Genomic DNA, 20702 nt, shown 5'->3' with positions numbered 1-20702 from the left:
CGGACGGCCCCCCGTCAGAACCGCGGCAGGGCGTTGGCCGGGCCGCCGGCATGCGGGCCGCTGTAGCGGTAGGCGGCCGGCCGGGCCGGGCCGGCGGCGTCCCGGTACAGGACGGGGGCGTTGCCGACCCAGCCCGAATAGGCCGAGGCCGGGTAGGGCGAGTGCTTCGAGTCCAGGCCCTGCGCGAGGGCGGGCGTGGCGACCGCGGCGACCAGGGCGGCGGCAGCGAGCATGCGAACGGTCATGATGATCTCCGAGTGTCTTCGTATGACTTCAGCGGGAAGTCATCCGGTCAACCGTGTCGAGTGAGGAAGATCGTCGTCGCGATGCGCTGGGCGGCGGTCTTGATCGCTCCGGCTTTGCTTGGCCGAATGTGACCTCTCAACGGAGATACTCTGCCCCGGGTTCGACCGCCGCCGTGCGCTGGCGCACGGGGAGACGCGGCGCGGGCCGGAAGGCGCGCGACGGGTCCAGGCACGGCCGGGGATGCGTCCCGCGCCGAAGCGTGGCACAGACCGCGGCCTGAGAGGGATGCAGACCATGCGGCTGATCGTCGGCCTCGGAAACCCGGGCGCGCGCTACGCGGGCAACCGCCACAATATCGGCTTCCTCGCCGTCGACGCGATCGCCCGACAGCACCGGGCGAGCCCGTTCCGCCACCGGTTCCAGGGCGAGGCCGCCGAGGTGGTGCTGGGCACCGAGCGGGCGATCCTGCTGAAGCCCTCGACCTTCATGAACGAGTCCGGCCGCGCGGTCTCGGAGGCGCAGCGCTTCTACAAGATCCCGCTCAGCGACGTGATCGTGCTGCACGACGAGCTCGACCTCGCGCCCGCCAAGCTCCGGGTGAAGCTCGGCGGCGGCAATGCCGGCCATAACGGCCTGCGCTCGATCACCGCGCAGTGCGGCAACGATTACCGCCGGGTGCGGCTCGGCATCGGCCATCCCGGCGACAAGGCGCTGGTCCATGCCTACGTGCTCAACGATTTCGGCAAGGCCGAGCTGCCCTGGGTCGAGGATCTCTGCCGGGCGGTGGCCGACCACGCCGCCCTGCTCGCCGCCGGCGAGGACGCGAGCTTCCAGAACAAGGTCCACCTCGCCATGGCCGGCCGCGGCTGGGACGACGTGAAGACGCTGGGCGCCAGAAATTGACACGCCCACACGGGGACGGGATATCGGGGCGGGCGAGAGGGTCCGATGAAGGCGGTGCGCGTCGCGCCCGGCTGTCGGCGGTTCGATTGCCTCCCGGCCGCCGCGGCCCGGCGCGTCGGTGTCGCGCGCGCTCGACCGAGGACGGGGCGCGCGGCGTCGTGTTCGCGGGCCCGATTCTCATCAACCCATTCCGCGCGTCGCCCGACGACGCGCTGCGACGGAACTGACCCATGGGCTTCAAATGCGGCATCGTCGGCCTGCCGAACGTCGGCAAGTCGACCCTCTTCAACGCGCTGACGCAGACGGCGGCCGCCCAGGCGGCGAACTACCCGTTCTGCACCATCGAGCCGAATGTCGGCGAGGTGGCGGTGCCGGATCCGCGGCTGAATGACCTCGCCCGGATCGCCTCCTCGAAGGAGATCATCCCGACGCGGCTGACCTTCGTGGACATCGCCGGCCTCGTGCGCGGCGCCTCCAAGGGCGAGGGCCTGGGCAACCAGTTCCTGGCCAATATCCGCGAGGTCGACGCCATCGCCCACGTGGTCCGCTGCTTCACGGACGGCGACGTCACCCACGTGGAGGGCAAGGTCGATCCGGCCGCCGACATCGAGACCATCGAGACCGAGCTGATGCTCGCCGACCTCGACAGCCTGGAGCGCCGCGCCCAGGCGCTGGAGAAGAAGGCCAAGGGCGCCGACAAGGAGGCCAAGGAGACCCTCGACCTCGTCAACCGCGCCCTGCCGCTGCTGCGCGACGGCAAGCCCGCCCGCCTCGTGGAGCGCAAGCCCGACGAGGAGAAGCTGTTCCAGTCGCTCGGCCTGATGACGGCCAAGCCCGTCCTCTACGTCTGCAACGTCGACGAGGGCGACGCCGACAAGGGCAACGCCTACTCGGACGCGGTCTTCGCCCGCGCCAAGGCGGAGGGCGCCGTGGCGGTGGTGGTCTCGGCCAAGATCGAGAGCGAGATCGCCGTGATGCCGGAGGCCGACCAGGCCGAGTTCCTGGAGGCGGTGGGCCTCGCCGAGCCGGGCCTGAACCGGGTGATCCGCGCCGGCTACGACCTGCTCGGCCTCGTCACCTACTTCACGGTCGGCCCCAAGGAGGCCCGCGCCTGGACGATCACCAAGGGCACCCGAGCGCCGGGCGCGGCCGGGGTGATCCACTCGGATTTCGAGAAGGGCTTCATCCGGGCCGAGACCATCGCGTTCAAGGACTACACGGCGCTCAACGGCGAGGCCGGGGCCCGGGACGCCGGCAAGCTCCGGCTGGAGGGCAAGGATTACGTGGTGCAGGACGGCGACGTGCTGCACTTCCGCTTCGCCAACTGAGGTCGGCCTCACCCCGTCATCGCGCGCGCAGCGACGCGACCCAGGGCAGCGCGACCCCGGTGAGCGCGGCGCCGCCTGGATCGCTTCGCTCCGCTCGCAAAGACGGCGATCCCAATCGCCTGCCCCACTGATCAACGTGACGAGCCCGCCATGCCCGATCCCGCCCTGGAAGACTTCTCCGTCGGCGACGTGATCGTCGGGGAGCCGCTGACGGTGACCCGCGACGACATCGTGGGCTTCGCGAAGGATTTCGACTTTCAGCCCTTTCACCTCGACGAGGCGGCGGCGGAGACGACCTTCGCGGGCCGGCTGATCGGCTCGGGCTGGCACACGGCGGCCCTGGGCATGCGCCTGCTCCAGCAGGGGCCGTTCCGGGGCGGCTCGTCGCTGGGCGCGCCCGGCATCGACGAGCTGCGGTGGCTCGCGCCGGTCCTGCCGGGGGACGCGCTGACGCTGACCTTCCGGGTCGCGGGCCTGCGCGACTCGGCCTCGAAGCCGGGCCTCGGCTTCCTGACCGCCGAGGTCGCCCTCGCCAACCAGCGCGGCGAGACGGTCCTGACCCAGCGCTTCACCTTCATGCTGGCCCGCCGCGGCACCGATCCCCTGCCCCCGCGGCCCGTGGAGATCGGCGTGCCGGGGCCGGTCACCGAGCCGGAGGATGCCGAGATCCTGCCGTTCCTGCGGGACGCCGAGATCGGGGCCGTGCGGGAGCTAGGCGCCTACCCGTTCAGCGCCGAGGCGATCGTGGCCTTCGCGCGGGCCTACGACCCGCAGGCCTTCCACCTCGACCACGACGCGGCCAAGCGCAGCCATTTCGGCGGCCTCTGCGCCTCCGGCTGGCACACGGCGGCCGCCTACATGAACCGGATGCTGACGACCCGCGCCCGGGACGCCGCCTACACGGCCGCCCGGGGGCCGGTCCCGGAGGCGGGCCCCTCCCCCGGGTTCAAGAACCTGCGCTGGCTGAAGCCGGTCTACGCGGGCGACACGGTCCGGTTCAGCGCCAAGCTCACCGACAAGCGCGCCTCGGCGTCGCGGCCGGGCTGGGGCTTGGCCTTCGCGCGCAACACCGGGGTGAACCAGCGCGGCGAGGCGGTCTTCGCCTTCGACAGCGCGGTCTTCCACCAGTGGGAGCCGTGAGCGGGCCTCAGGCCGGCGCCTTGCCGAGCACCGCGAGGGACTGACCCAGATACACGCCCGACGGCCACGGCGCCGCCGTGCCGTCGAGGAACGTCACGCTGTCGAAGCCGATATGGTCGGCCCAGGTCTGCCAGACGCTGCGCTCGATGAACGTGTTGAGGTGCGGCACCGTGCTGGTGCGCTGCTCGCCGACCGTCTTGGTGAAGACACCCCAGTGCGAGGCCATGCCGAACTCGAGGAACGAGGCCACGACGCGGCCCCCGGGCCTGAGGGCGCGGTGCATCTCCTCCAGGTAGATGTAGCACTCCGTGTGCAGGAGATGCGTGAACACGCTGAAGGCCGAGACGAGGTCGACGCTGCCGTCGGCGACCGGCAGCGACAGCGCCGTGTTCCGGGCGAAGCGGTAGTCCCTGGGACAGCGGCGCTTCGCGTAGTCCAGCAGGTCCTGAACGACGTCGAGGCCCAGATACGCGACGCTCGCGGTGCGGGCGAGATGCACCGCCAGGCGCCCGGAGCCGCACCCGAAATCGACCACCGACTGGCCGTCCCGGAGCCCGAAATGCTGGAGGATCTCGCACTCGATCGCGCCGATGCGGTCGTAGTCGCCGCCCACCGCCACGCTCATCGCCTCATCCAGGGGCAAGTCGCGCATCAGTTGGCGGACGTACGCCTCGTAATCCTCGACGAAATGAAATTTCGCCATCGCGGCCACCTCGAAGGTGTCGAGATCGGACTGGGATGATCAGTCCATCCGCCGTCGAGATTTGTTCTTCCCCACGGCGCTCCGGCATCCGTTCTGCCGAACACCGTCGAGCCGCGAAAGCGGCCGCGCGGATACGGGGCGCGAATTGCCCCCGAGGCTGCCTTTTCGGTCACACCGCGTTCGGGAAGACCCGGATACTGCGCCGGGCGGCCGCGGCTGCGGGAGAATCCGCCCTCACGCCGCCCGGCGGCGCTCCGGGTAGAGCTCGTACAGGCCCTCGCGGCTCGCCGCGCAGATGCCGCGCTCGGTGATGATCCCGGTCACGAGGCGCGACGGAGTCACGTCGAAGGCGGGGTTGGCCACCGGGCTGCCGGGGGAGACGACCTCGATCGTGGCGAAGCCGCCGTCGGGCAGCCGGCCGGTCATGTGGGTGACCTCGCGCCCGTCGCGCTCCTCGATCGGGATCTCCTTCACCCCGTCGTCGAGGGTCCAGTCGATGGTCGAGAACGGCAGGGCGGCGTAGAACGGCACGCCGTTGTCGTGGGCCGCCAGCGCCTTCAGGTAGGTGCCGATCTTGTTGCAGACGTCGCCGCTCGCCGTGGTCCGGTCCGAGCCGACGATGCAGAGATCGACGCCGCCGTGCTGCATGAGGTGGCCCCCGGCATTGTCGGCGATGACCGTGTGCGGCACGCCGTGGCCGTTCAGCTCGAAGGCCGTGAGCGCGGCACCCTGGCTGCGCGGCCGGGTCTCGTCGACCAGGACGTGGACCGGCACGCCCCGCTCGTGGGCGGCGTAGATCGGCGCGAGCGCCGTGCCCCAGTCCACCGTCGCCAGCCAGCCGGCATTGCAGTGGGTCAGGACCGTGACCGGCCGGTCGCCGCCCCTTGCCGCGTGGAGGTCGGCGATGATCTGGCCGCCGTGGGCGCCGATCGAGCGGCAGCTCGCCACGTCCTCCTCGGCGATGCGGCCGGCCTCCGCGAAGGCGCGGGCGAAGCGCTCGTCCGGCGCGACCTGGCGCAGGTTGGTGGAGACCCGGTCCAGTGCCCAGCGCAGGTTGATCGCTGTCGGCCGCGTCGCCGAGAGGGTCGCCACCGCCCGGTCGATCCCGTCGTGGGACGCGTCGGCGCGCATGGCGAGCGCCAGCCCGTAGGCGGCCGTGACGCCGATCAGCGGCGCGCCCCGCACGATCATCGTGCGGATCGCCACCGCGGCGTCCTCCAGCGTGGCGAGGCGCTTCAGCTCGAACGCGAAGGGCAGGCGGGTCTGGTCGATCACCTGGACGCTGAGGCCGTCCGGGTCCGGGAAGATCGTGCGGTAGGGCTGGCCGTCGATGTTCATGGCCGCTCCTGTGCCACAGCGGGGCGGATTTTGCACCCGTGGGCGCGGACGGCGACAGCCTGGGGATGCGCGGCCGGGCGCCGGTGAGCCTTCCTCAACCTTAGCAGGTCGTTAAGGGGGTCGTGCCTAGCCTCGGGGGTAAGTCCCCGTCCTGCGTCCGGTCCCGCATGCGCTCGCTTCGCCGTCCCGCATCGCCCTACGAGACTTTCGTCGACAGCGTTCGCCCCTTCCTGGGCAAGCGCCTGACGGAGCTCGGCGGCTTCGTGCTGTTCACCGGCGCGGTCGCGCTGACCGTGGCCCTGGCCACGTGGTCGATCGACGACCCGAGCCTCAACCACGCCACCGACCACGCCGCCCACAACGTCCTCGGCCAGCCGGGCGCCGTCGTGGCCGACCTCGCCATGCAGATCCTGGGCCTGGGTTCCCTGGCCTTCGTGCTGCCGCCGGTGCTCTGGGGCATCCGGCTGATGCGGGAGCGCAACCTGCCCGAGGGCGGGCTGCGCATCGCCCTCTGGATCATCGGCTTCTGCGCCGCGAGCGCGGTGGCGAGCGCGCTCCCGCCGACGACCCGCTGGCCCCTGCCCACCGGCCTCGGCGGCGTGGCCGGCGACGGCCTGCTGTCGATGGCGCGGGTGATCGTCGGCGCGGTCTCGTCGGCGGCGGCCCACCTCGTCGGCTTCGGCTACGCCGCCGTGGCGATCCTCAGCCTGACCGGCGCCTGCCGGTTCGGCGCCGTCGAGGAGGACAGCCTGCACGACGATCCCTACCCCGTCCGGCGCGCGCCGGCGCGGGGCCGGGATTCGGGCCGCGACGAGCGCGAGGATTCCGACGAGCCGAGCCTCGGCCTCGTGGGTGTCGGCGCCCTGGCGCAGGGGCTGATGGGCCTGCGCGGCGCCGCGGCCGACCGGATCGCCGCGTGGCGCGCCGGCCGGGCCGAGCCGATCGACGGCGCGTCGCCCGCCCTCGCAGCCCGCCGCGCCTTCACGGACGCCGACCTTCCCTGGGCCGAGCACCTGCCCGAAGGCCGGCAGGCCGGCGCGAGCCGGCGCGAGCCCGTCTTCGACGCGTCCGAGGACTCCCCCGCGGCACCGGCCCGCCGCGCCGCGCCGCCGCGGGACGACGCGGAGGACGATCCGGAGGCGTTCGAGGCGCCGCAGCGCCCGGTCCCGCCGCGGGCCGAGCCGAACGCGTCCCGGGTGGCGCCGCCGCCCGCAGCGCCCGTGCCGGCACGGCGCGCGCCCGCGCCGCCCGTCCGTCCCGAGGATTACGCCCTGCCCGCCCTCGACCTGCTGGCGGCCCCCCGCGGCCCGTCCCAGGCGAGCCTGATCTCGGCCGATGCCCTGGAGCAGAACGCCACGCTGCTGGAGGCGACCCTCGGCGATTTCGGCGTGCGCGGCGACATCCTGGCGGTGCGGCCGGGCCCGGTCGTCACCCTCTACGAGCTCGAGCCCGCCCCCGGCACCAAGTCCAGCCGCGTGATCGCGCTCGCCGACGACATCGCCCGGTCGATGTCGGCGGTCTCGGCCCGCGTCGCGGTCGTGCCCGGCCGGAACGCCATCGGCATCGAGCTGCCGAACGCCAAGCGCGAGACGGTCTACCTGCGCGAGCTCCTGGCCTCGACGGACTTCGCCGAGAGCAAGCACAAGCTGGCGCTGTGCTTAGGCAAGAACATCGGCGGCGAGCCGATCATCGCCGACCTCGCGCGCATGCCGCACCTTTTGGTCGCCGGCACCACCGGCTCGGGCAAGTCGGTGGCGATCAACACCATGATCCTGTCGCTGCTCTACCGGCTGAAGCCCGAGGAGTGCCGCCTGATCATGGTCGACCCGAAGATGCTGGAGCTGTCGGTCTACGACGGCATCCCGCACCTGCTCTCCCCGGTCGTCACCGACCCCAAGAAGGCGGTCATCGCCCTCAAGTGGGCCGTGCGCGAGATGGAGGAGCGCTACAAGAAGATGGCCAAGATCGCCGTCCGGAACATCGACGGCTACAACGCCCGGGTCGCCGAGGCGGCGGCGCGCGGCGAGGTGCTGACCCGGACCGTGCAGACCGGCTTCGACCGCCACACCGGCGAGGCGGTGTACGAGGACGAGGCGATGGATCTGGCGCCGCTGCCGTACATCGTGATCGTGGTCGACGAGATGGCCGACCTGATGATGGTGGCCGGCAAGGACATCGAGGGGGCGATCCAGCGCCTGGCGCAGATGGCGCGCGCGGCGGGCATCCACCTGATCATGGCGACGCAGCGCCCGTCGGTGGACGTGATCACCGGGACGATCAAGGCGAACTTCCCGACCCGGATCAGCTTCCAGGTGACGAGCAAGATCGACAGCCGCACGATCCTGGGCGAGATGGGCGCCGAGCAGCTTCTGGGCCAGGGCGACATGCTGTTCATGGCCGGGGGCGGGCGCACGACGCGGGTGCACGGGCCGTTCTGCTCGGACAGCGAGGTCGAGAGCGTGGTCGCCCACCTCAAGCGCCAGGGCCGCCCCAGCTACCTCGACGCCGTCACCGCCGACGACGAGGAGGGGACGCCCGAGAAGGGCGGCGGCAAGGGCAAGGCCGGCGCCGCGGAGCTCGAACTCGACGGCGCGGTGTTCGATCAGGGCTCCTTCGGCGAGGCCGGCGGCGACCTCTACGACCAGGCCGTGCAGGTCGTGCTGCGCGACCAGAAGGCGTCGACGAGCTACATCCAGCGCCGCCTGCAGATCGGCTACAACCGCGCCGCCTCGCTCATGGAGCGGATGGAGATCGAGGGCATCGTCGGCCCGGCCAACCACGCCGGCAAGCGCGAGATCCTGGTCGAGGAGGCGGTCGGCTGAGAGCGCGGGCCTGCCGCGCTCGCGGCACCCCCTCCCCCGTGCGGCCGACGCGTGTTCGCGGTGCGCCCTGCGACGGAGCACGACGCGCCCCCTCTCCCGAGCGGGAGAGTGTTGGGGGGAGGCATGGGAAGTCTCCGGACAGGGCACGCGTTTGACGCGCGGACGGGGCGCGCCGTCTTCTGAAGCTTCGCGTCCCTCACCCCCACCCTCTCCCGCACGGGAGAGGGGACCCGCGCTCTCGATCTCAGGGACAGAGAGACCGCGAGCGCGTGCAGCCGGCAGCTCAGCGGGAGAGGCCGCGCGGATCGGATCACCGTATTCGGCCAGCCCCCGCCCAACCCGAAAAATTTCGCGCGACGCGGAACCGGCCCTTCGCCCGCACGTTACGCGCGTGCGAGGCCTGGAAACGGGCTCGCTCTGAGGGCGCCGGGCACGGTGTCCGGTGCTGCTTGTAGTCACGTTGCTCGTCGGAGGATGTGGTTATGAGGACGTACGACGTTTCGCCCCTGTTCCGGTCGTCCATCGGGTTCGACCGCCTGTTCGAACTGATCAACCAAGCCGACCGCGTCGAGCCGTCGGCCGCCTGGCCGCCCTACAACATCGAGAAGGTGGCCGAGGACCAGTACCGCATCACCATGGCGGTCGCGGGCTTCACGCCGGACGAGATCGAGCTGACCCAGCAGGACACCACGCTCCTCGTCTCGGGTCAGAAGGCCGCCCAGGAGGGTGAGAAGCACTATCTCTACCGCGGCATCGCGGCCCGCACGTTCCGCCAGACGTTCAATCTGGCCGAGCACGTGAAGGTCGTGGGCGCGTCGCTGGAGAACGGCCTGCTCACCGTCGCGCTGAAGCGCGAGGTGCCGGAGGCGCTGAAGCCCCGCCGCATCGCCATCGGCGGCACGACGGCCGCGTCCGGCCAGGACAACGCCCCGGCGCAGATCGCCCGCGAGGCCAAGGCAGCCTGAATGGCAGCCTGAATGGCGGCCTGATCCGGTGCCCCGGGCGGCGCGCCCGGGCACCCCTGTCGACACGGATGACATCCCTCACGGGTCCGCGGACCCGCGGGCCCGTTCCCACGACTGCACCGCATTCGATGGAGCGAGGACCATGAGCGTGAGAGATCTGATTCCCTGGGACCGCAACCCCGCCCCGGCGCCGGCCGCCCTGTCGCAGGAGCCGGCCAACCCCTTCCTGACGCTGCACCGGGAGATGAACCGCCTGTTCGACGACGTGTTCGGCGGGTTCGGCGGGATGCCGAGCCTCGCGGGCCGCGGCTTCGGCTGGCCCCATGTCGAGCTGGCGGAGGCGGACGGCGCGCTCCGCGTCTCCGCCGAGCTTCCCGGCCTCGACGAGAAGGACGTCGAGCTGCTCATCGCGGACGGCGTCCTGACCCTGAAGGGCGAGAAGCGCGCGGAGACCACCGACACGGGCCGCGGCTATTCCGAGCGCAGCTACGGCCGCTTCGAGCGGTCGATCGCCCTGCCCGTGCCGGTGGAGGAGGACAAGGCCGAGGCGACGTTCCGCAACGGCGTCCTCACGGTGACGCTGCCGCGCGCGGCCGAGGCGCCGGAGCGCCGCCGGCGCATCGCCATCAACGGCACCGGCGCGCCGGCCGCCAAGCACTGAGCCGGGCCCTGGGCCGACCCTGGGGGTGACCGCCTGCGCGGTCGCGGACCCGAACGCATGACGCGACGGCCGGCGCGGCCCGATCGGGCGTGCCGGCCACCCCAGCCTTTGCTCACGATGAGGAGGGTCGCATGCAGCCGATCGATACCAACCCCGTCCATCCCGCGTTCCATCCCGAGATCGGGCGCCTCGGTCCGGTGGCGGCCGCCAGCCTGAGGCCGCAGGCGGTCGAGCCGTTCGAGGCCTTCGTGGCGCCGGGCGACGTCTTCCGGCATCCCCGGGAGGTGCTGCGCTATCCCGGCCTGTCGCGGGCCGAGAAGCGGGCGATCCTCGCCTCCTGGGCCTCCGACGCCCGCGCGGTCGAGTCCTGCCCGACGCTGCGCTGCCTGCCGGGCTGCCGGGCCGAGCCCGTGCCGCTGAGCGCGATCTTGGAGGCGCTCCAGGCGCTCGACGAGGGTTCGGCACCGCCCGCAGCCCCGCCGCCCGAGCCCCCCGTCCCCGCGGCGCTCTTCCGGCGCTGGGAGCGCGGTCCGGCCGGACCGGAGCCCCTGCTGAACTGAGCCGGGGAGGCGCGCGATGGCAACCTTCGACCTGCGGGGTGGGCACGGGCTCCTGCCCCGGTCGCGGCGCGGCCGGCGCCGAGGGCCGGCGCGGACCACCGACAGCACGGTGCTCGGCCGCTGGTTCCTGTCCGTGGCCCTGTGCCTCGCCCTGGCGGCGCCCTGCCCGGCGCCCGCCCTGCCCTGGGTGCTGGCGGCCCTGCTGAGCCTGTCGGGCTTCGCGTGGCTCGGCCGGGCGATCACGCGGGCCGGGCCGCCGGCCAACGCCCGGCACCTGACCGCCTGGGACGCGGCCCTGCTGTCCTTCGCGGCGAGCTTCGCCGTCCAATCGGCGGCGCGCCTCGGCCTCTTCGGCGGCTGAGCGCGCCCCTCCAGGGAGGCAACCATGCAAGATGGGACGATCGGAATCCGAAACGCCATCTCGCCCGGCCCGGCGGCCGCGCGCCTGCCCGACATGGAGCGCGCCCTGGTCAACCCGGCCGCGGTGTTCGACACCCCGGCCGCGTTGCGCGATCATCCCCGGCTGCTCCCGAGCTGCAAGCGGGAGATCCTGCGGCGCTGGGCCTGGGACGAGTACCTGAAGGAGGTCGCCGCCGCCGAGGGCATGGCCGAGGGCGAGCCGTCGCGGCTCGACGCCGTGAAGGCTGCCCTCCTGGCGCTCGGCGAGGCGCGGCGTCCCGATCCCGCCGCGCCGGCCGCCGCGATCCCGGCGCCCCGGGCGCTCGATCGCGCGGCGGCCTGAGCGCGCCGCGGCCGTCACACGACCATCACACGACCGAGAACCGGAACTCCGTGGCGGCCGCGAAGGTCTCGCCCGGCCGCAGGACCGCAGAGGGGAAGCCGGGCTGGTTCGGCGCGTCCGGAAAGCCCTGCGTCTCGAAGCAGACGCCGTCGCCCGACCGGTAGATCCGCCCGGACGGGCCGATCAGGCGCCCGTCGAGGGTGTTGCCGCTGTAGAGCTGCAGCGCCGGCTGCGTGGTCCAGACGTCGAGCCGCCGCCCGCTGCCGGGATCGACGCAGGTGGCGGCCGGCCGCAGCGTCCCGGCGGCCCCGCGCAGCGCGAAGGTGTGGTCGTAGCCCTTGGCGTAGATGAGCTGCGTGTCCCCGGCGCGGATCCGCGCCTCCAGGGCCCGCGGCGCGCGGAAATCGAACGGCGTCCCGGCGACCGGCAGCAGCGCGCCGGTGGGGATCTGAGTCGCGTCGGTCGGCGCGAAGGCGTCCGCCTCGACCTGCACGACGTGGCCGAGGACGCCGCCCGCCCCCTCGCCGGCGAGGTTGAAGTAGCTGTGGTTCGTGAGGTTCAGGACCGTGGGCCGGTCGGTCACCGCGGCGTAGTCCACGCGCAGCACGCCCTCCGCGGGCAGGCTGTAGGTGACGCGGACGTCGAGAGTGCCCGGAAACCCCTCCTCCCCGTCCGGCGAGCGGCGGCTCAGGACGAGGCGCGTCGCGTCGCTGAGTTCCGCCCGCCACAGGCGCCGGCCGAAATTCTCCGGGCCGCCGTGGAGGGTGTTGGGGGGCTCGTTCACCGGCAGCCGGTAGTCGTGCCCGTCGAGGCTGAAGCGCCCGCCCGCGATGCGGTTCGCGTAGCGCCCGACGATCGCGCCGAAGCTCGGGCTCACGGTCTCGTAGCCCGCCAGGGTGTCGAGGCCGAGCACGACGTTGGCCGGACGGCCGGTGCGGTCGGGCACCTCGATCGCCGTGACGGCCGCGCCGTACTCGATGACGGCGACGCGCAGGCTGCCCCGGCTCAGGGTGTGGCGGCCGACCGGTCGGCCGTCCGCCGTCGTGCCGAACGGTTCGGCCGGCATCCGGCTAGCGCTTCCAGACCCCGAGCCGCTCGCTCCGGGCGTGGTCCTCGGCCGCGACCAGTTCGGGGCTCGCCTCCGGGGCGGCGCGGCCGCCGCCGTTGAACAGCACCACCTCGGAGAGATCGCGCCCGTCCACGAGGCAGTTCATGTTCGCGCTGCCGGGGGCGGGCTGGCAGGTCACCGACCGGTTGCCGATGTACCGGGCCAGCTCCTCCGCCTGGCCGCCCCGCACCCACTCGACGCCGAACAGATGCACGACCTTGCCGCCGACCTTGAGGGTCGCGGTATCTATCACCTGGGCCTGTCCGGTCACGGCGTTCGGCGGCAGCGGCGCGTCGGGCTCGGGATCGCCGCCTGTCTCGGGGGGCGGCGTCACCGTGTCGGGGGCCGAGGCCGGGGGGGCTGCGGGCCGCGCGTTCGGCGCGGCGCCGCTCGGGGCTTCCGCGCGGGAATCCGTGCGGGAAGCGGTCGGGGCGGCGGGGCGCCCGGATTCCGGCGCGGAGCGGTCCAGCACGAGCCCCGCGGCGAGCACCGCCACCAGGGTGCCGGCGACGGCGCCGAGGAGCAGCCGGCGCTGCCGGCGCCCGCCTTCATCGATCCCGCCCCCGCCGAGGCTGAGGCGGTCGCGCACGTGGCCGAGGCCGTCGCGCAGCGTCTCGCCGAACCGTCCGGGACCGCTGTTCCAGGCCGCCGCCGGATCCGCGCCCGCGGCCGGCCCGGCCTCCGCGTCGACGGGCGGGCGGGCGAAGCGTCCGCGCAGGTTCGTCCGCAGGCTGGCGAACCGGCCGGCGGCGGTCTGCGCCAGCACGCGGCCCTGCTCGGAGGAGCGCTCCGCCAGGGAGCGCGCCCGCTCGGACTGGGTCCCGACGAAGCGGGCGGTCGCGGCCTTCATCTCGTAGGCGCCGCTCAGCAGGGACGAGTCCCGGGCCTCCTCGGCGGTCGCCGGGGCCGGTTCGGGCTCGGGCTCCGGCGGCAGGAACAGGGCGGGATGGCGCGCGCGCAGCTCCGCGACGAGGTCCGCCAAGGTCATCGGCTCGGAGGTGCCCTCCCGCCGCCGCGCGGCCCCGTGGCGGTCGAGGACGCGGAGGCCGGTCCCGGACTCGTCGGGGGCGCAGGCGGCCTCGGCCAGGAGCTCCAGGGTCCGGACCGCGACGGGACGCGGACGCGCGCGCGCGATCTCGGCCCGGATCGTCTCGCGCAGGGCGAGGCGGCCGGGACTGTCGAGAACCGGCCGGGCCGGCTCCGTCTCCTGTTGCTCCACCACCGTTGAAGACGTCATTCACCCGATCCCGGCATCACCGACGCGCGGCGCGAAGGAAGCTCGATCGCGCCTCCCGACGAAGGGCGCCCGCGGGCGCCCCACCCGCAGGACCGATCCCGCAACGCGCCCCGCCGCACGCTCCCTCGCTGGCGCCCTTCCTAGCCGCCCTTGCGGGCATTCTTGTAGGGGCCGCCGCACACCCCGCGCGAGCCCGTGCTCGCCGCGGGGTGGCGGACCGCGACGCGCGGCTCTTACGCCTTGCCGGGCGAGGCGGCCAGGGTCCCGGCCTGGATGCTCCGCCGCAGGACGCGACCGGTCTCGCCGAGGATGTAGGGCCGCGTCCCGGCGAAACCCACCTCCAGGACCAGCTCGGCCTCGCCGCTGGACACGGCGCCCCGGCCCGGATTGGCGGTGCGGAAATCGACGATCGTGCGGATCGTGCAGGTCTCGGTGTCGCAGGCGGCGCGCATCGCCCGCGGCTCGTAGCGCCGCTCGGGCCAGCGCTGGACGAAGCTGCGCTTCTCGGCGACCAGGGCCGCCGTGGTGATCGGCCGCCCGTAGAAGCGTACGCGGGTCGCGTAGTACTGGGTCGCGGCCCCGACCATGGTGTCGCTTGGACCCGAGACGGTGGCGAGGTAGCTCGTCGTCAGCGCCCGGGCGGCGGCCACGCGCTCCGCCGACGCGCCCGGCGCCGGGGCGGTCGCGGCCGGCGTCTCGGCGAGCCGGTGCGGATGGCGCGCGGGGTGGTGCAGGTGTTCCCGGACCGGCGGACGCTCCAGGGCGGCCGCCCGCTTCGGTCCCGGCGCCCGCGTGGCCGCCGCCTTCGGCAGGGCGTCCTCGCCCGGCTCGGGTCTGGCGGCCTGCCGGACCGGCTCGGCGGCGCGTACCGGCGCTTTCGCCGCGTCCTTCGTCGATTCCTTCGCCGCCTCCTGCGCCGATTCCTTTCCCGGACCCTGCGCGGAACCCTGCGCCTGCGCGGCGGCCCGGGGCGGCGGGTCGACCCAGGCGCTCTGGGCGGCGGCACCGCCCGCGAGGGCGAACGGCAGGAGCATGCCGAGGGCGAGGGCCTGGGGACGGACGGGACGTGTGGCGGACATCGGTGCCTTCCTGGCGGCCGGGGCGGGCATCATGGAGAACGCGCCCGCGTGGGTCGGGGGTTCCACGAAGGGCTCGGGCGCGCCCACATCCTGCCGAACTCCGCGACGGCGACCAGCCCGGAATTGCGGGGATGATGGGGTTGCGTTCGTGCGTTTGGGTACCAAGTCGGGGACAGACTTGGCCTTTGGCCGGTCCCGGGTTCCCTACCGCGTTCCAGACTGCCCGCTCCCCCGTGCACCGAGGCTCCCTTGGCCCGACCTGAGACCGAGTCGCCCTCCGGCCCGCTTCCCGGGAGCGCGCGATGAGCACGCAGCCGCGCCGGGCCCTGCTGCTCTGCAACGCCAAGGCGCGCAACGGCGCCCTGGATCTCGACGAGGTGCGGGAAATCCTGCGTGCGGGCGGCATCGAGCCGGAGGAGCCGCCGCCGGAAGCCGATTGCCGCGACGTGATCCGCGACCGGGCCGGCGCGGTCGATCTCGTGATCCTGGGCGGCGGCGACGGCACCATGAACTACGCCGCGCCCGCGCTGGTGGCGAGCGGCCTGCCCTTCGCGATCCTGCCGCTCGGCACGGCGAACGACCTCGCACGCTCCCTCAACCTGCCGCTCGACCCCCTGGCGGCGGCCCGCTTCATCCCGACCGCGCAGGCGCGGCCGGTGGATCTCGGCTGGGTCAACGGCCACTACTACTTCAACGTGGCGAGCATCGGCTTCTCGGCGGAGCTCGCGGGCGAGTTGACGTCCGAATCGAAGAAGACCTGGGGCGTCCTCGGCTACGCGGTGGCGGCCGTCCGGGTCCTGCGCCGGGTCCGGCCCTTCACGGTGACGATCGAGCACGACGGCGTGGTGGAGAAGGTCACCACGATCCAGGTTTCGGTCGGCAACGGGCGCCACTACGGCGGCGGCATGACCGTGGAGGAGAGTGCCGCGGTCGACGACGGCAAGCTCGATTTCTACAGCCTGGAGATCAAGCACTGGTGGCGGCTCCTCGCGCTGCTGCCCGCCCTGCGGCGGGGCACGCATGGACGGGCCGCCGACGTGCGGGCGTTCCACACCCAGGAGATCCGGCTCTCGACCCGCAGGCCCCGGCCGGTGAACACCGACGGCGAGCTGACCACGCGCACGCCCGCCCATTTCAAGGTCTTCCCGAAGATCCTGCAGGTCCTGGCGCCCGAACCGGTGCGCGGACCGGCCCCCTTCGACCTGACGGCCCTCGGGAGCCGCCTGTTCCCGACCAGCGAGGCACCGCGCCCGTGACCGATCTGCTCCAGCTCGCCAGTCAGCCCGCCGTCTGGGCTGCCCTCGCCACGCTCGTGGTGATGGAGGTGGTGCTCGGCATCGACAACCTGATCTTCATCTCGATCCTGACCAACAAGCTGCCGCCCGAGCATCAGACGCGGGCGCGGCGCATCGGGATCGGGCTGGCTCTGATCCTGCGGCTGGGGCTGCTCGGCACGGTGGCGTTCATCGTGCACCTGACCGAGCCGGTCTTCTCGGTGCTGGGCCAGGACTTCTCCTGGCGCGACATGATCCTGATCGGCGGCGGCCTGTTCCTGCTCTGGAAGGCGACCAAGGAGATTCACCACACGGTGGATCCGGAGCCCGAGACCCCGGGCGTGACCGGGGGTACGATCGGCTTCGGCGCGGCGATCGGCCAGATCCTGCTCCTCGACCTCGTCTTCTCCATCGACTCGATTATCACGGCGGTCGGCATGACCGAGCACGTGCCGGTGATGATGGTGGCGGTGGTGGTCGCCGTGGTGGTGATGCTGGTCGCCGCCGAGCCGCTCTCGGCCTTCATCGCCCGAAACCCCACCGTGGTGATGCTGGCCCTCGGCTTCCTGATCATGATCGGCATGACGCTGATCGCCGAGGGGTTCGGCGCGCACGTGCCGAAGGGCTACATCTACACCGCGATGGCCTTCTCGGCCGGCGTCGAGGGCCTCAACATGCTGGCCCGCCGGCGCCGCCGTCCCGCCCGGGACGGCGCCCCCGCGTCGACCGGTCCGGCGCGGCGCGCCTGAGAGGGAGCGACCGTCATGCGGATGCGCGCGGCCCTCCTCCTCCTGCTCCTCCCCGCCGCCGTCCACGCAGAGACGAAACCGATGGCGCCCGATCCGACGGTCCTGCACGACCTCGCCCCCACCGGCACGCTGCGGGCGGCGATCAACCTCGGCAATCCGGTCCTGGCCCAGGCCGGCGCCGACGGCCCCGCGGGGGTGTCGGTCGACCTCGCGCGGGCGCTGGCGGCCCGCCTCGGCGTGCCGGTGGCGTTCGTGACCTTCCCGGGGGCCGGCGCGGTCTCGGGCTCGGCGGGCTCCGGGACCTGGGACATCTGCTTCCTGGCGATCGACCCGAAGCGGGCGGAGGGGATCGCCTTCACGGAGCCCTACGTGCTGATCGCCGGCAGCTACCTCGTGCCGGCCGCCTCGCCGATCCGCTCCCCGGAGGCGGTGGACCGCGACGGCGTGCGCGTGTCGGTCGGGCGCGGGAGCGCCTACGACCTGTATCTGACCCGCGCCCTCCAGCACGCGACCCTGGTGCGGGCGCCGACCTCCGCCGAGGCGGTCACGGCCTTCGCCCGGGACGGGCTCGACGTCGCGGCCGGCGTCCACCAGCCCCTCGCCGGCTACGCGGCGGCCCACCCGGAGGTGCGGCTGCTGCCGGGGCACTTCATGGAGATCCCGCAGGCGATGGGAATGCCGGTCGGGCATCCGGCCGGCGCCGCGTATCTCGCGGATTTCGTCGCGCGGGCGAAGCGGGACGGGCTGGTGCGGCGCGGTCTGGAGGCCAGCGGACAGGATCCGGATCTGGCGGCGCCATGAGTTATCGGCGGCCATCGAACCCGCACACCTCGTCCTGAGGTGCGAGCGGAAGGAGCCTCGAAGGAGCCTCGAAGGAGCCTCGAAGGAGCCTCGAAGGAGCCTCGAAGGAGCCTCGAAGGAGCCTCGAAGGAGCCTCGAAGGAGCCTCGAAGGAGCCCTTTCAGGGCTCGTGCGGCCGACTGGATCCCTCATTCGAGGCCTGCCGGGGCAGGCACCTCACGATCGGATCTACGGACGGACAGAGGATCGAGCGGAACGTCACGATCCGGGGTTCTCTCCATGTCCCGAGGAGGCTCTCGGCCGGCGTCACGCGCTCCGTCATCACGAGCGAAGCGAAGTGACCCAGGGTAGCGCGACCTCGGTGGGCGTCGTGCCGCTGGGTTGCTTCGCTCCGCTCGCAAAGACGGTCAGATCGATGCCATCAACCGGACGCCGGATCACACCACCAGGTTCACGATCCGCCCCGGCACCACGATCACCTTCCGCGGCGCCTTGCCCTCCAGCACCTTCTGGACGGCCTCCAGCGCCAGGGTCGCGGCCTCCACGGCCTTGGCGTCGGCGTCCCGCGGCACGGTCACGTCCGCGCGCTTCTTGCCGTTGATCTGGACCGGCAGGGTGATCTCGTCCTCGACCAGGAGCCCCGCCTCGGTCTCGGGCCAGGGCGCCTGGGCGACGAGGCCACCGCGGCCGAGGACGGACCAGCACTCCTCGGCGAGGTGCGGCATCATCGGGGCGATGAGCTGCACCAGGATGCCGGCCGCCTCCTGGGCGGCACCGGCCGAGACCGGCCCGCGCAGGCCGTCCTCCAGGGCGTTGGCCAGGGTGTAGATGTGGGCGACGCAGCGGTTGAAGCGCAGGCGCTCGATATCGTCCTGCACGGAGGCGAGCGCCCGGTGGGCGGCCTTGCGCAGGGTCAGGTCCGCGGCGCCGTCGCCCGCCGCCTGCCCGGCCGCGTTCACCAGCCGCCAGACCTTCTGGACGAACCGGGCCGCGCCCTGCACGCCCTCCTCGGTCCAGATCACGTCGCGCTCGGGCGGCGAGTCGGACAGCATGAACCAGCGCGCCGTGTCGGCCCCGTAGCTCGCGATGATGTCGTCGGGGTCGACCACGTTCTTCTTCGACTTCGACATCTTCTCGATCGGGCCGATCGCGATCGGCGCCTGAGTTTTCACGTGAAACGCGCGGCGCTCGCCCTCCTCGGTGGCGAAGCGGATCTCGGCCGGCGGCACCCAGGCGCCGGCCGCGTCCTTGTAGGTCTCGTGGACGACCATGCCCTGCGTGAACAGGCCGGCGAACGGCTCGGCCACGCCGGCCCAGCCGGTCTCGCGCATCGCCCGCATGAAGAACCGGGCGTAGAGCAGGTGCAGGATCGCGTGCTCGATGCCGCCGATATACTGGTCCACCGCCAGCCAGCGGTCGACCACGGCCCGGTCGGTGGGCGCGTCCGCCAGCCAGGGCGCGGTGAAGCGCGCGTAGTACCAGGACGAGTCGACGAACGTGTCCATCGTGTCGGTCTCGCGCCGGGCCGGCGCGCCGCAATGCGGGCAGGGCACGTTCCGCCACGCCGCGTCGCGCTCCAGCGGGTTGCCGGGCTGATCGAACGACACCTCCTCGGGGAGCTTCACCGGCAGGTCGGCCACCGGCACCGGGACCGGGCCGCAGCTGTCGCAGTGGATGATCGGGATCGGGCAGCCCCAGTAGCGCTGCCGGGAGACGCCCCAGTCGCGCAGGCGGAACTGGACCTTGCGCCGGGCGACCCCCTCCCCTTCGAGGCGCCGGGCCACGGCCTCGAAGGCCTCGTCCGTGCGCATCCCGTCGAGGAAGCGCGAGTTGATCATCCGCCCGTCCTCGACATAGGCGGTGTCGGTGATCACGAAGCTCGCCGGATCCTGCCCTTCCGGGCAGACCACGGGCGTGTTGCCGAGCCCGTACTTGTTGGCGAAATCGAGGTCGCGCTGGTCGTGCGCCGGGCAGCCGAACACCGCGCCGGTGCCGTACTCCATGAGCACGAAGTTCGCCACGTAGACCGGCAGCTCCCAGGACGGGTCCAGGGGATGGCGGACGGTCAGGCCGGTGTCGAAGCCGTGCTTCTCGGCGGTGTCGATGGCGGCCTGGGCGGTGCCGGTGCGACGGCACTCCTCGATGAAGGTCTGCAGCTCCGGCCGTCCCTCGGCCAGCGCGGCGGCCAGGGGATGGTCGGCGGCGATCGCCAGGAACTTGGCGCCGAACAGGGTGTCGGGCCGGGTCGTGTAGACGGTCACCGGATCGGCCGCGCCGGCCACCGGCCGGGCCAGGGCGAACTGAACCTCCAGGCCCTCCGAGCGGCCGATCCAGTTCTTCTGCATCAGCCGGACCTTCTCGGGCCAGCGGTCCAGCCCGTCCAGGGCGGTCAGCAGGTCCTCGGCGAAGTCGGTGATCTTGAAGAACCACTGGGTCAGCTCGCGCTGCTCCACCAGCGCGCCGGAGCGCCAGCCGCGGCCGTCGATCACCTGCTCGTTGGCCAGCACCGTGTGGTCCACCGGGTCCCAGTTCACCTTCGCGGTGCGGCGGGTGACGAGGCCCTTGGCCAGGAAGTCCAGGAACATGCGCTGCTGGTGCTTGTAGTAGTCGGGATCGCAGGTCGCGATCTCCCGGCTCCAGTCGAGCGACAGGCCCATGGCCTTCAGCTGGTCGCGCATCGACGCGATGTTGGCGTAGGTCCAGTCCCGTGGGTTGACCTTGCGCTCCATGGCGGCGTTCTCGGCCGGCAGGCCGAAGGCGTCCCAGCCCATCGGGTGCAGCACGTTGAAGCCGCGGGCGCGCTTGTAGCGGGCGACCACGTCGCCCATCGCGTAGTTGCGGACGTGGCCCATGTGGATGCGCCCCGACGGGTAGGGGAACATCTCGAGCACGTAGTATTTCGGGCGGCCGTCGGCATTGTCGGTCTCGAACAGCCGCTTCTCGGCCCAGGCCTCCTGCCAGCGCGGCTCGGCATCCTTGGCGTTGTAGCGCTCGACGGGCTGGGGGGCGGTGCTGGCGGTCATGGATCCGGCTGCGTCAGGGGCTCG

The 20702-nt window shown here is 72.8% G+C and carries 19 protein-coding genes; 12 read left to right on the top strand and 7 right to left on the bottom strand.

The features are described from left to right. Positions 1 to 14: 14 nt before the first annotated feature. The gene (locus LXM90_RS00375; RefSeq protein ID WP_020094261.1) at positions 15 to 245 is read right to left on the bottom strand and encodes a hypothetical protein; all 231 of its coding nucleotides are present in this window, start codon (positions 243 to 245) and stop codon (positions 15 to 17) included. A gap of 295 nt (positions 246 to 540) precedes the next feature. On the opposite strand from LXM90_RS00375, the gene pth reads away from it, so the two are divergent. The 3 genes from pth (at position 541) to LXM90_RS00360 (ending at position 3617) form a co-directional block, all read left to right on the top strand. Continuing rightward, positions 541 to 1149: an aminoacyl-tRNA hydrolase gene (gene pth / locus LXM90_RS00370; protein WP_026605103.1), complete on the top strand. Its 609-nt coding sequence runs from the start codon at positions 541 to 543 to the stop codon at positions 1147 to 1149. Between the two features lie 230 nt (positions 1150 to 1379). Next, complete coding sequence (gene ychF / locus LXM90_RS00365; protein ID WP_020094263.1) at positions 1380 to 2477, top strand: redox-regulated ATPase YchF; 1098 nt, start codon at positions 1380 to 1382, stop codon at positions 2475 to 2477. A 150-nt stretch (positions 2478 to 2627) separates the two neighbouring features. Then, the gene (locus LXM90_RS00360) at positions 2628 to 3617 is read left to right on the top strand and encodes a MaoC family dehydratase (protein WP_020094264.1); all 990 of its coding nucleotides are present in this window, start codon (positions 2628 to 2630) and stop codon (positions 3615 to 3617) included. Positions 3618 to 3624: 7 nt separating this feature from the next. Here the strand turns inward: LXM90_RS00360 and LXM90_RS00355 are convergent, their stop codons facing one another. Continuing rightward, a complete protein-coding gene (locus LXM90_RS00355; RefSeq protein ID WP_042672819.1) occupies positions 3625 to 4320 on the bottom strand; it encodes a class I SAM-dependent methyltransferase in 696 nt (231 codons plus the stop codon). A 234-nt stretch (positions 4321 to 4554) separates the two neighbouring features. Then, entirely contained in the window at positions 4555 to 5658 is a 1104-nt protein-coding gene (mtnA, locus tag LXM90_RS00350; RefSeq protein ID WP_020094266.1) for an S-methyl-5-thioribose-1-phosphate isomerase, read from the bottom strand. 167 nt (positions 5659 to 5825) lie between these two features. Here mtnA and LXM90_RS00345 point away from each other — a divergent pair, with 167 nt between their 5' ends. From LXM90_RS00345 to LXM90_RS00320, 6 genes are all read left to right on the top strand, one after another. Then, the gene (locus tag LXM90_RS00345) at positions 5826 to 8480 is read left to right on the top strand and encodes a DNA translocase FtsK (RefSeq protein ID WP_234081407.1); all 2655 of its coding nucleotides are present in this window, start codon (positions 5826 to 5828) and stop codon (positions 8478 to 8480) included. Between the two features lie 482 nt (positions 8481 to 8962). Continuing rightward, the gene (locus tag LXM90_RS00340) at positions 8963 to 9445 is read left to right on the top strand and encodes an Hsp20 family protein (protein WP_020094268.1); all 483 of its coding nucleotides are present in this window, start codon (positions 8963 to 8965) and stop codon (positions 9443 to 9445) included. A gap of 142 nt (positions 9446 to 9587) precedes the next feature. Beyond that, the gene (locus LXM90_RS00335) at positions 9588 to 10106 is read left to right on the top strand and encodes an Hsp20/alpha crystallin family protein (RefSeq protein ID WP_020094269.1); all 519 of its coding nucleotides are present in this window, start codon (positions 9588 to 9590) and stop codon (positions 10104 to 10106) included. A gap of 131 nt (positions 10107 to 10237) precedes the next feature. Next, complete coding sequence (locus LXM90_RS00330; RefSeq protein WP_020094270.1) at positions 10238 to 10666, top strand: hypothetical protein; 429 nt, start codon at positions 10238 to 10240, stop codon at positions 10664 to 10666. A gap of 16 nt (positions 10667 to 10682) precedes the next feature. Then, complete coding sequence (locus tag LXM90_RS00325; RefSeq protein WP_020094271.1) at positions 10683 to 11027, top strand: hypothetical protein; 345 nt, start codon at positions 10683 to 10685, stop codon at positions 11025 to 11027. A gap of 24 nt (positions 11028 to 11051) precedes the next feature. Beyond that, complete coding sequence (locus LXM90_RS00320) at positions 11052 to 11408, top strand: hypothetical protein (RefSeq protein ID WP_020094272.1); 357 nt, start codon at positions 11052 to 11054, stop codon at positions 11406 to 11408. Between the two features lie 25 nt (positions 11409 to 11433). Here LXM90_RS00320 and LXM90_RS00315 read toward each other — a convergent pair whose 3' ends face one another. From LXM90_RS00315 to LXM90_RS00305, 3 genes are all read right to left on the bottom strand, one after another. Next, positions 11434 to 12474 (bottom strand): aldose epimerase family protein, encoded by a 1041-nt coding sequence (locus tag LXM90_RS00315; RefSeq protein WP_020094273.1) that lies wholly within the window; start codon positions 12472 to 12474, stop codon positions 11434 to 11436. A 4-nt stretch (positions 12475 to 12478) separates the two neighbouring features. Then, a complete protein-coding gene (locus LXM90_RS00310; protein WP_042671712.1) occupies positions 12479 to 13753 on the bottom strand; it encodes a thermonuclease family protein in 1275 nt (424 codons plus the stop codon). A gap of 233 nt (positions 13754 to 13986) precedes the next feature. Then, positions 13987 to 14919, bottom strand: a complete 933-nt coding sequence (locus LXM90_RS00305) for a hypothetical protein (protein WP_020094275.1) — start codon at positions 14917 to 14919, stop codon at positions 13987 to 13989. A 215-nt stretch (positions 14920 to 15134) separates the two neighbouring features. Between LXM90_RS00305 and LXM90_RS00300 the strand changes: the two genes are divergently transcribed. Genes LXM90_RS00300 through LXM90_RS00290 form a run of 3 tightly spaced genes read left to right on the top strand, consistent with a single transcriptional unit; the run spans position 15135 to position 17656 of the window. Beyond that, positions 15135 to 16088, top strand: coding sequence for a lipid kinase (locus LXM90_RS00300; RefSeq protein WP_020094276.1), 954 nt, complete (start codon positions 15135 to 15137; stop codon positions 16086 to 16088). Beyond that, a complete protein-coding gene (locus LXM90_RS00295) occupies positions 16085 to 16855 on the top strand; it encodes a TerC family protein (protein WP_020094277.1) in 771 nt (256 codons plus the stop codon). The genes LXM90_RS00300 and LXM90_RS00295 overlap by 4 nt, the downstream gene beginning before the upstream one ends. Positions 16856 to 16870: 15 nt before the next feature. Beyond that, entirely contained in the window at positions 16871 to 17656 is a 786-nt protein-coding gene (locus tag LXM90_RS00290) for an ABC transporter substrate-binding protein (protein WP_020094278.1), read from the top strand. Between the two features lie 436 nt (positions 17657 to 18092). On the opposite strand, the gene leuS is transcribed toward LXM90_RS00290, so the two are convergent. Then, positions 18093 to 20678: a leucine--tRNA ligase gene (gene leuS / locus LXM90_RS00285; RefSeq protein WP_020094279.1), complete on the bottom strand. Its 2586-nt coding sequence runs from the start codon at positions 20676 to 20678 to the stop codon at positions 18093 to 18095. Positions 20679 to 20702: the final 24 nt, after the last annotated feature.

The sequence above is a fragment of the Methylobacterium oryzae genome (assembly GCF_021398735.1).
In the GTDB taxonomy this organism is placed as follows: domain Bacteria; phylum Pseudomonadota; class Alphaproteobacteria; order Rhizobiales; family Beijerinckiaceae; genus Methylobacterium.
This window is presented reverse-complemented; position numbering and strand designations above follow the sequence as displayed.

Excerpts from the sequence above, each read along its gene's own strand:
- pth (WP_026605103.1), top strand. The coding sequence starts at position 541 with ATGCGGCTGATCGTCGGCCTCGGAAACCCGGGCGCGCGCTACGCGGGC.
- leuS (WP_020094279.1), bottom strand. The coding sequence starts at position 20,678 with ATGACCGCCAGCACCGCCCCCCAGCCCGTCGAGCGCTACAACGCCAAG.
- LXM90_RS00345 (WP_234081407.1), top strand. The coding sequence starts at position 5,826 with ATGCGCTCGCTTCGCCGTCCCGCATCGCCCTACGAGACTTTCGTCGAC.
- LXM90_RS00335 (WP_020094269.1), top strand. The coding sequence starts at position 9,588 with ATGAGCGTGAGAGATCTGATTCCCTGGGACCGCAACCCCGCCCCGGCG.
- LXM90_RS00300 (WP_020094276.1), top strand. The coding sequence starts at position 15,135 with ATGAGCACGCAGCCGCGCCGGGCCCTGCTGCTCTGCAACGCCAAGGCG.
- LXM90_RS00360 (WP_020094264.1), top strand. The coding sequence starts at position 2,628 with ATGCCCGATCCCGCCCTGGAAGACTTCTCCGTCGGCGACGTGATCGTC.
- LXM90_RS00290 (WP_020094278.1), top strand. The coding sequence starts at position 16,871 with ATGCGGATGCGCGCGGCCCTCCTCCTCCTGCTCCTCCCCGCCGCCGTC.
- LXM90_RS00340 (WP_020094268.1), top strand. The coding sequence starts at position 8,963 with ATGAGGACGTACGACGTTTCGCCCCTGTTCCGGTCGTCCATCGGGTTC.
- LXM90_RS00320 (WP_020094272.1), top strand. The coding sequence starts at position 11,052 with ATGCAAGATGGGACGATCGGAATCCGAAACGCCATCTCGCCCGGCCCG.
- mtnA (WP_020094266.1), bottom strand. The coding sequence starts at position 5,658 with ATGAACATCGACGGCCAGCCCTACCGCACGATCTTCCCGGACCCGGAC.
- ychF (WP_020094263.1), top strand. The coding sequence starts at position 1,380 with ATGGGCTTCAAATGCGGCATCGTCGGCCTGCCGAACGTCGGCAAGTCG.
- LXM90_RS00315 (WP_020094273.1), bottom strand. The coding sequence starts at position 12,474 with ATGCCGGCCGAACCGTTCGGCACGACGGCGGACGGCCGACCGGTCGGC.
- LXM90_RS00375 (WP_020094261.1), bottom strand. The coding sequence starts at position 245 with ATGACCGTTCGCATGCTCGCTGCCGCCGCCCTGGTCGCCGCGGTCGCC.
- LXM90_RS00325 (WP_020094271.1), top strand. The coding sequence starts at position 10,683 with ATGGCAACCTTCGACCTGCGGGGTGGGCACGGGCTCCTGCCCCGGTCG.
- LXM90_RS00310 (WP_042671712.1), bottom strand. The coding sequence starts at position 13,753 with ATGACGTCTTCAACGGTGGTGGAGCAACAGGAGACGGAGCCGGCCCGG.
- LXM90_RS00330 (WP_020094270.1), top strand. The coding sequence starts at position 10,238 with ATGCAGCCGATCGATACCAACCCCGTCCATCCCGCGTTCCATCCCGAG.
- LXM90_RS00355 (WP_042672819.1), bottom strand. The coding sequence starts at position 4,320 with ATGGCGAAATTTCATTTCGTCGAGGATTACGAGGCGTACGTCCGCCAA.